Source organism: Bradyrhizobium sp. (assembly GCF_049586575.1).
Classification (GTDB): Bacteria; Pseudomonadota; Alphaproteobacteria; order Rhizobiales; family Xanthobacteraceae; genus Bradyrhizobium.
This window is the reverse complement of record NZ_JBAVCF010000655.1, coordinates 1-6,223: the sequence shown is the minus strand read 5'-3', so window position 1 is coordinate 6,223 and position 6,223 is coordinate 1. Positions and strand designations below refer to the sequence as shown.

At 62.1% G+C, this 6,223-nt stretch carries 5 protein-coding genes; 2 read left to right on the top strand and 3 right to left on the bottom strand.

Translation table 11 applies throughout. The annotated features are described in order from the left end of the window. Together WB528_RS24065 and WB528_RS24060 are read left to right on the top strand one after the other, a co-directional pair. Nucleotides 1-806, top strand: an 806-nt coding sequence (locus tag WB528_RS24065) for a L,D-transpeptidase family protein (protein WP_423891406.1), incomplete at its 5' end; no start/stop codon positions are given. A 239-nt stretch (nt 807-1,045) separates the two neighbouring features. Next, a complete protein-coding gene (locus WB528_RS24060) occupies nt 1,046-1,888 on the top strand; it encodes an enoyl-CoA hydratase (RefSeq protein ID WP_423891404.1) in 843 nt (280 codons plus the stop codon). 723 nt (nt 1,889-2,611) lie between these two features. Here the strand turns inward: WB528_RS24060 and WB528_RS24055 are convergent. From WB528_RS24055 to WB528_RS24045, 3 genes are all read right to left on the bottom strand, one after another. Next, nucleotides 2,612-3,691, bottom strand: a complete 1,080-nt coding sequence (locus WB528_RS24055) for an isocitrate/isopropylmalate dehydrogenase family protein (protein WP_423891401.1) — start codon at nt 3,689-3,691, stop codon at nt 2,612-2,614. 141 nt (nt 3,692-3,832) lie between these two features. Beyond that, on the bottom strand, nt 3,833-4,903 hold the full coding sequence (locus WB528_RS24050) for an alcohol dehydrogenase (protein ID WP_423891400.1): 1,071 nt from the start codon (nt 4,901-4,903) through the stop codon (nt 3,833-3,835). Between the two features lie 87 nt (nt 4,904-4,990). Beyond that, nucleotides 4,991-6,175, bottom strand: coding sequence for a CaiB/BaiF CoA transferase family protein (locus WB528_RS24045; protein ID WP_423891399.1), 1,185 nt, complete (start codon nt 6,173-6,175; stop codon nt 4,991-4,993). Nucleotides 6,176-6,223: the final 48 nt, after the last annotated feature.

The following is a 6,223-nucleotide window of genomic DNA, read 5'->3' as shown; positions in this document are numbered from 1 at the left end:
GGCAGCTTGAGGCCTCGCTCGAGCGGCTGGAAAACATGAGCTTCCAGTTCGGCCAGCGCTATGTCGTCGTCAACCTCCCGGCGGCCTTCGCCGAGGCGGTCGAGAATGATACGGTGGTGCGGCGCTATCGCGTCATTGCCGGCAAGACCGAGAAGCCGTCGCCGACGCTGACGGCGGAAATCACCAGCGTCAATCTCAACCCAACCTGGACCGTCCCGTCCTCGATCGCAAAAACTGAAATCTCCGCGCATATGCGTAAAGACCCAAGCTACCTGTCGCGCATGCACATGGAGGTGCTGGACGGCCACGACCACCCGATCGACCCGGCTGCGGTGGATTGGTCCGGCACGCATGTGCCGAATTTCACGGTACGCCAGCAGAACGGCGCCTGGAATGCGCTGGGCGTGGTGAAGATCGACATGCCGAATCCCTACTCCGTCTATATGCACGACACCAACCAGCGCAACCTGTTCAGCGACGATTACCGTTTCGACTCCCATGGCTGCTCGCGGGTCGACAATGTCCGCGATCTCGCCGCGTGGCTGTTGCAGGAAGAGATGCCGAAATGGAATCGCGCTGCGATCGACGCTGCCATTGCGACCGGCGCGCGCGAAGATATCGTGCTGCCGAAGAAGGTGCCGGTCGCCTGGATCTACCTCACGGCGTGGATGACCCGCGACCAGACCATCCAGTTCCGCAACGACATCTACGCTCAGGACGAGCAGCTGCTGGAAGCGACCGCCGAGGAAGCCGCGTTCTTCAACCAGGCCGCCAATCATCCATTGACGGCGCATCTGGCGCGGTGAGCTTCCGCTCTTTCGCGTGAGAGCTCTGCTGCTCCCTCCCCATGGAAGGGGGAGGGTTGGGGCGGGGGTCAGGTTTGCATTCGCTCTAAGTCTTTTGATCCCCTCCCGCTTTGCTCCAAGGAGCAAAGCGACCTCCCCCTTTTAAGGGGAGGTCCGGAAATCGTTGAACCCTGATTCAAATGAGGCCCGACCACCATTGCGGCGGCGACGAAGCAATGCTTCATTGCGCGGCGTCTGACATGCTTACCAAAGGCCCGCTTATGCTCGACGCCTCCACAAAAAACCAAAAATCCTTTGCCGAAGGCAAGATCCTCAAGGGCGTCGCCGACGGGGTCGGCATCGTCACCTTCAACAATCCCGAAAAACGCAACGCCATGTCGATCGAGATGTGGGAGGGCGTGGGTCAGGCACTCGTCGAATTGCGCGAGGACGAACAGGTGCGCGTGGTGGTCCTGACCGGCGCCGGCGATAAGGCGTTCATGTCGGGCGCCGATATCAGCCAATTCGAGAAAAACCGCCACAACGCGCAGGCCTCCGAAGAATATAACCGGCGCAGCGAATCCCAACGGGCAGTGCTCGCCCATTTTCCGAAGCCGACAATCGCCTGCATCAGAGGCTTTTGTCTTGGCGGCGGCATGCAGGTCGCGATGTCCGCGGACATGCGCTTTGCCTCCGACAACAGCCAGTTCGGAATCCCTGCGGCCAAGCTCGGCATCGCCTATGGCTACGATGGCCTAAAGCACCTGGTTTCGCTGGTCGGGCCGTCACAGGCACGGCTGATAATGTACACGGGCATGCGGATCGATGCCGCCGAAGCGTTGCGGATCGGCCTCGTCGATCGCGTGGTGGCGGATGAAAAGCTGTGGGATGAAACGTTCGAGATCGCCCGCACCATCTCCGGCAATGCGCCGCTTTCGGTCAAGGCCAGCAAGATCACGATCGCACAGGTGTTGCAGGATAGGAACGAGCGCGACATGGCCGCGATCAAGGCGATCTCGACCGCCTGCATGGACTCTGAAGATTTCCGGGAAGGAAGGCAGGCCTTCATGGAAAAGCGCCAGCCGAAGTTCAGGGGACGGTGATTTTCAGTTTGAGGTCTTGACTTTGCGCGCCCGATTGCTTCGGCACAAAGGACTGATTTGCCCGTCGCGTTAATCGGTCGCAGGCCACAGTGGTTGATCCCTTCCTAAAATCAGCGGCACAAGTTACGTCATCCCGCGCCACCAGGAGGGGCGTTTCGCGATCGTCACGAACGTGGGTGCGGGAGGCGATGGCCGCGAAGGTGTTCGTGACGAAGGACACCGGCGCGGACGGCGAAGTCGTAGCGTCCTGGCACCCCGACGCTGGTGTCAAGCTCCTGGGAAGCTAACGCTTCTCGGGGGTGACGGAGGCAATAAAGCCCGGTCTCCGGGGAGACTACGAAGTAAACCGTAAAACCATTCGCGCGGGGAATGCCGGGATTTCCGGTGTGACCGCAGTGACTACGCTTGTGTGCTTTTTCATTTTGCGCACAAGGCTGCGGGCGCAAACGGCGCCCGCGCATTCCCCGCGCCCTCTTCTGTGGGCAAGATGATTGCAAAACTCGCGCCGATGGGCGGCGAGAAGGTAGAGCTGTGGCTATTTGAAAAGTGCGCCCTCCAACGTCGTCCCTGCGAACGCAGGGACCCATGCTCCGCGCCCTTCCTTTGGGCACGACGGCCGACGTCCTTCGCAAAACCAAAGCCGGTGGCTATGGGTCCCCGCGCCAGTGCGCAATTGCGCACAAGGCGGGGACGACGAGCGAGTTTTGGGTGCTGAGCAGAATCCTACAGCGCCGCAAGCACGGCGTTGCTGATATCGGCGGTGCCGTTGTTGCCGCCGAACTCCATCGGCTTGATCCCTTGCGCATACGCCTTGTCGACCGCGCGCTCGATGCGCTCGCCGGCCTCGGCGGCCTGCTCCAGGCCGTGTTTGTCGGCGAGCCAGTCGAGCATCATCGCCGCCGAAAGGATCATGCCGGTCGGGTTGGCCTTGCCCTGCCCCATGATGTCGGGCGCGGTGCCGTGACAGGGCTGGAACACGGCATAGCGGTCGCCGATATCGGCCGAGGGCGCCATGCCCATGCCGCCGATCAGGCCGGCGGTCATGTCGGAGAGGATATCGCCGAACATGTTCTCCATGACCATGACGTCGAAATCCCACGGCCGCTTCACCAGCATCGCCGAGCAGGCGTCGACATAAAGACGGTCTGTCTTCACGTTGGGATGACGTTTTGCTGCCTCATCGAACATTTCACGAAAGAACGCAAAGGCCTTGAACACATTGGCTTTGTCGACGCAGGTCAAGCCGCCGGGGCGGCCGCGCTTCTTGCGGCGTTCCGCAAGCTTGAAGGAAAACTCGAACAGCCGTTCCGAGGTCTTTCGGGTGATCACCAGCGTCTCGCGCGCATCCTCATGGGTGACGACGCCCTTCCCCATCGAGGCGAACAGGCCCTCGGTGGATTCTCTGATGACGACAAGGTCGATGCCGCGCTGGTCGGCGCCGACGATCGGGCTCGGCACGCCAGGAATGAGCCGCGCCGGGCGCACGCCGGCATAAAGATCGAAATGAAAGCGCAGTTCCACCTGCGGCATGATCTCGGTGTTATCGGGATAACGCACCGACGGCAGGCCGCAGGCGCCGAGCAGGATGGCGTCGGCCTCCTCGCACAGCCGGATCGTGGAATCCGGCATCGACTTGCCGGTCTCGCGGTAGTGATTAGCGCCGGCCGCAGCCTCGGTGAAGCGGAATTTCAGGTCAGTGGTTTTCTCGATCTTGCGCAGGACTTCCAGCGCCGGCGCCATGACTTCGGGGCCGATGCCGTCGCCAGCGAGGACGGCGATGTGGAGCGCGTTGTTGGCAGACATACAATTATCCTTGGTTCAGTGATCTGCGGCCTCATGGTTCGAGATGCGTGGTGTTACCACGCTCCTCACCACGAGGAACACGAGCCTCATCCTGAGGAGCGCACGTCTGTGCGCGTCTCGAAGGATGAGGCCATGAACGCCTTACGGCGTCAAAATGGCCCGGCCGACCAGCCGGCCCTCCTTCAGATTGGCCAAGGCCTCATTGGCCTTGCCGAGCGGCATCGGGGTCACCGGGATCGGCGCGATCTTTTTGGCGCGGACGAGATCGAGCAATTCCTGCGTTTCGCGCAGATTGCCGACATAGCTGCCCTGGATGGTGATCGCCTTGATCGGAATCAGCGGCAGGGCCCAGGGCGCGCCGCCGCCGAACAGCCCGACGATCACGAGCTTGCCGCCCTTGGTCAGGCAATCGAACCCGAGCTGCGTGGTCTTGGCATTGCCGACGAGGTCGATCACGGCGCGGATCGGTTCGCCCGCCTTTTTGGTCAACTGCTCCAGCGCATCCGCCGCGCCGCCGTCGACGGTTGCGAGCGCACCGGCTTTTTCCGCCGCCTCGCGCTTCTTCGCGTCGATATCGACGACGATCGCGCCTTTGCCGCCCATCGCCTTGATCAGCGACAGCGCCATCAGGCCAAGCCCCCCGGCGCCGAAGATCACGATCGGCGTGTCAAAGGCGAACTCCACCTTCTTCAATGCGCTGTAGGTGGTGACGCCGGAGCAGGCGTAAGGCGCGGCGGTGACGGGGTCGAGCCCCTTCAGGTCGATGAGATATTTCGGATGCGGCACAGTCATGTGATCGGCATAGCCACCGTCGCAATAGACGCCGAGCGCATTCGGCTTGACGATGCACATGTTCTCGTCGCCGCCGACGCAGGTCTTGCACTTTCCGCAACCGAGCCAGGGATAGGCCAGCACGACGTCGCCGGTCTTGAGGCCACCTTTGTCGCTTTCTTTCACATCAGGCCCGAAGGCCATGATTTCGCCGACGGTTTCGTGCCCCATCGTGCGCGGCAACGACACGCCACGATCCTTCAGGGACAACGGCTTGCGGCCATGGCCGAGGTCGTAGCCGCCCTCCCAGATGTGCAGATCGCTGTGGCAGACGCCGGCCGCCTTCACCTTGATCAAGACCTGCGTACCGCTGGGCTGCGGCGTCGGTTCATCTACTTCCTGAAGAGGCGCGTTGAAATCGGCGACCTTGAAGCTCTTCATCGTCTCACTCCCATGAACTTATTGGCTGACGTGATAGGCCGGAATCCGCCGGCCCCGCAAGGCCGTCGGCTCACGCCGGGGAGACCGCTACTTCCTGGCGGAAACGGCCGCCTGATGCGGCGAAAATCCGGCCTCGCCAAGCACTGCATTCGTATGTTCGCCGAGAGCCGGCGCGCGCGTTCCCGCAGCGACTTTAGCCCCCGACATCCGGAACGGCATGTTCATCACCTTGAAAGTGCCGCCGCCGTCCTCCATTTCCGCAAGCCCGCCGCGATGGGCAATCTGTGGATCATCCATCGCTTCCGCCACGGTTCGATAGGCCGAACAGGGAACGCCGTGGATGGAAAGCTCGGCAAGGCAGTTGGCGGTCGTGACCGTGCGCGACCAGTTCTCGACGCCATCCATCAGGTCGTTCCAGTGGCGGCGGCGGTCGGCATATTTCGCGAAGCGGGAATCGCTGGTCCATTCCGGATGGCCAGCGGCGCGGACCATGCCCTGGAAGGTCTTTTCGCTGGCGATCGCCACCATCACATATCCGTCCGCGGTTTCGACCGGGCCGAACATCGGGCGGCTCGGCGGCGGGACATGGAATTGCGCGTTCTGGACTTCGTTCAGCGTCAAGGAGAGCATCGATTCCAGCATCGACACGTCGATGTGCTGGCCCTTGCCGTTCAGTTGGCGCTGATAGAGCGCGGCCGAAATGGCGCCGAAGGCATAAACACCCGTCAGCACGTCGGCGTGATAGATACCGCAATAGTCCGGCCGGTTTCTGCCGGGCTGGTAGGCGAGATGGGCCATGTCATAGCCGGAAGCCGCGTGAATGACCGGCGCATAGGCCGGCAACTCCGCCGACGGTCCGGTCTGGCCGTAGCCGGAGATCGAACAATAGACGAGACGCGGATTGAAGGACTGCAACGACGGATAGTCGAGCTTCAACCGCCGCATCACGCCGGGGCGGAAATTCTCCACGAGGATGTCGACGTCTTTCACGACGTGACGGATGATCTCGACGGTTTCCGGCGATTTCAGATCAAGCACGATGCTTTTCTTGCCGGCGTTGAGGGCGCCGAAAGCGCTGCTGAAGCCGTTGCGCACGGGGGGACGGATTCGCATCGTCTCGCCCTCCGCCGGCTCGATCTTGATGACCTCCGCGCCCAGATCGGCCAGCATCCGCGTACAATGCGGACCGGCGATGGTGGTCGAGAAATCGAGCACGCGCAGGCCATGGAAGCTGCCTGTCGCATTACGCTCATCGATTTCCGCTATCGTCATCCAGGAACTCCCCTTTTGGTCCGCTCGAGCTTACGACCGATCCAGGAC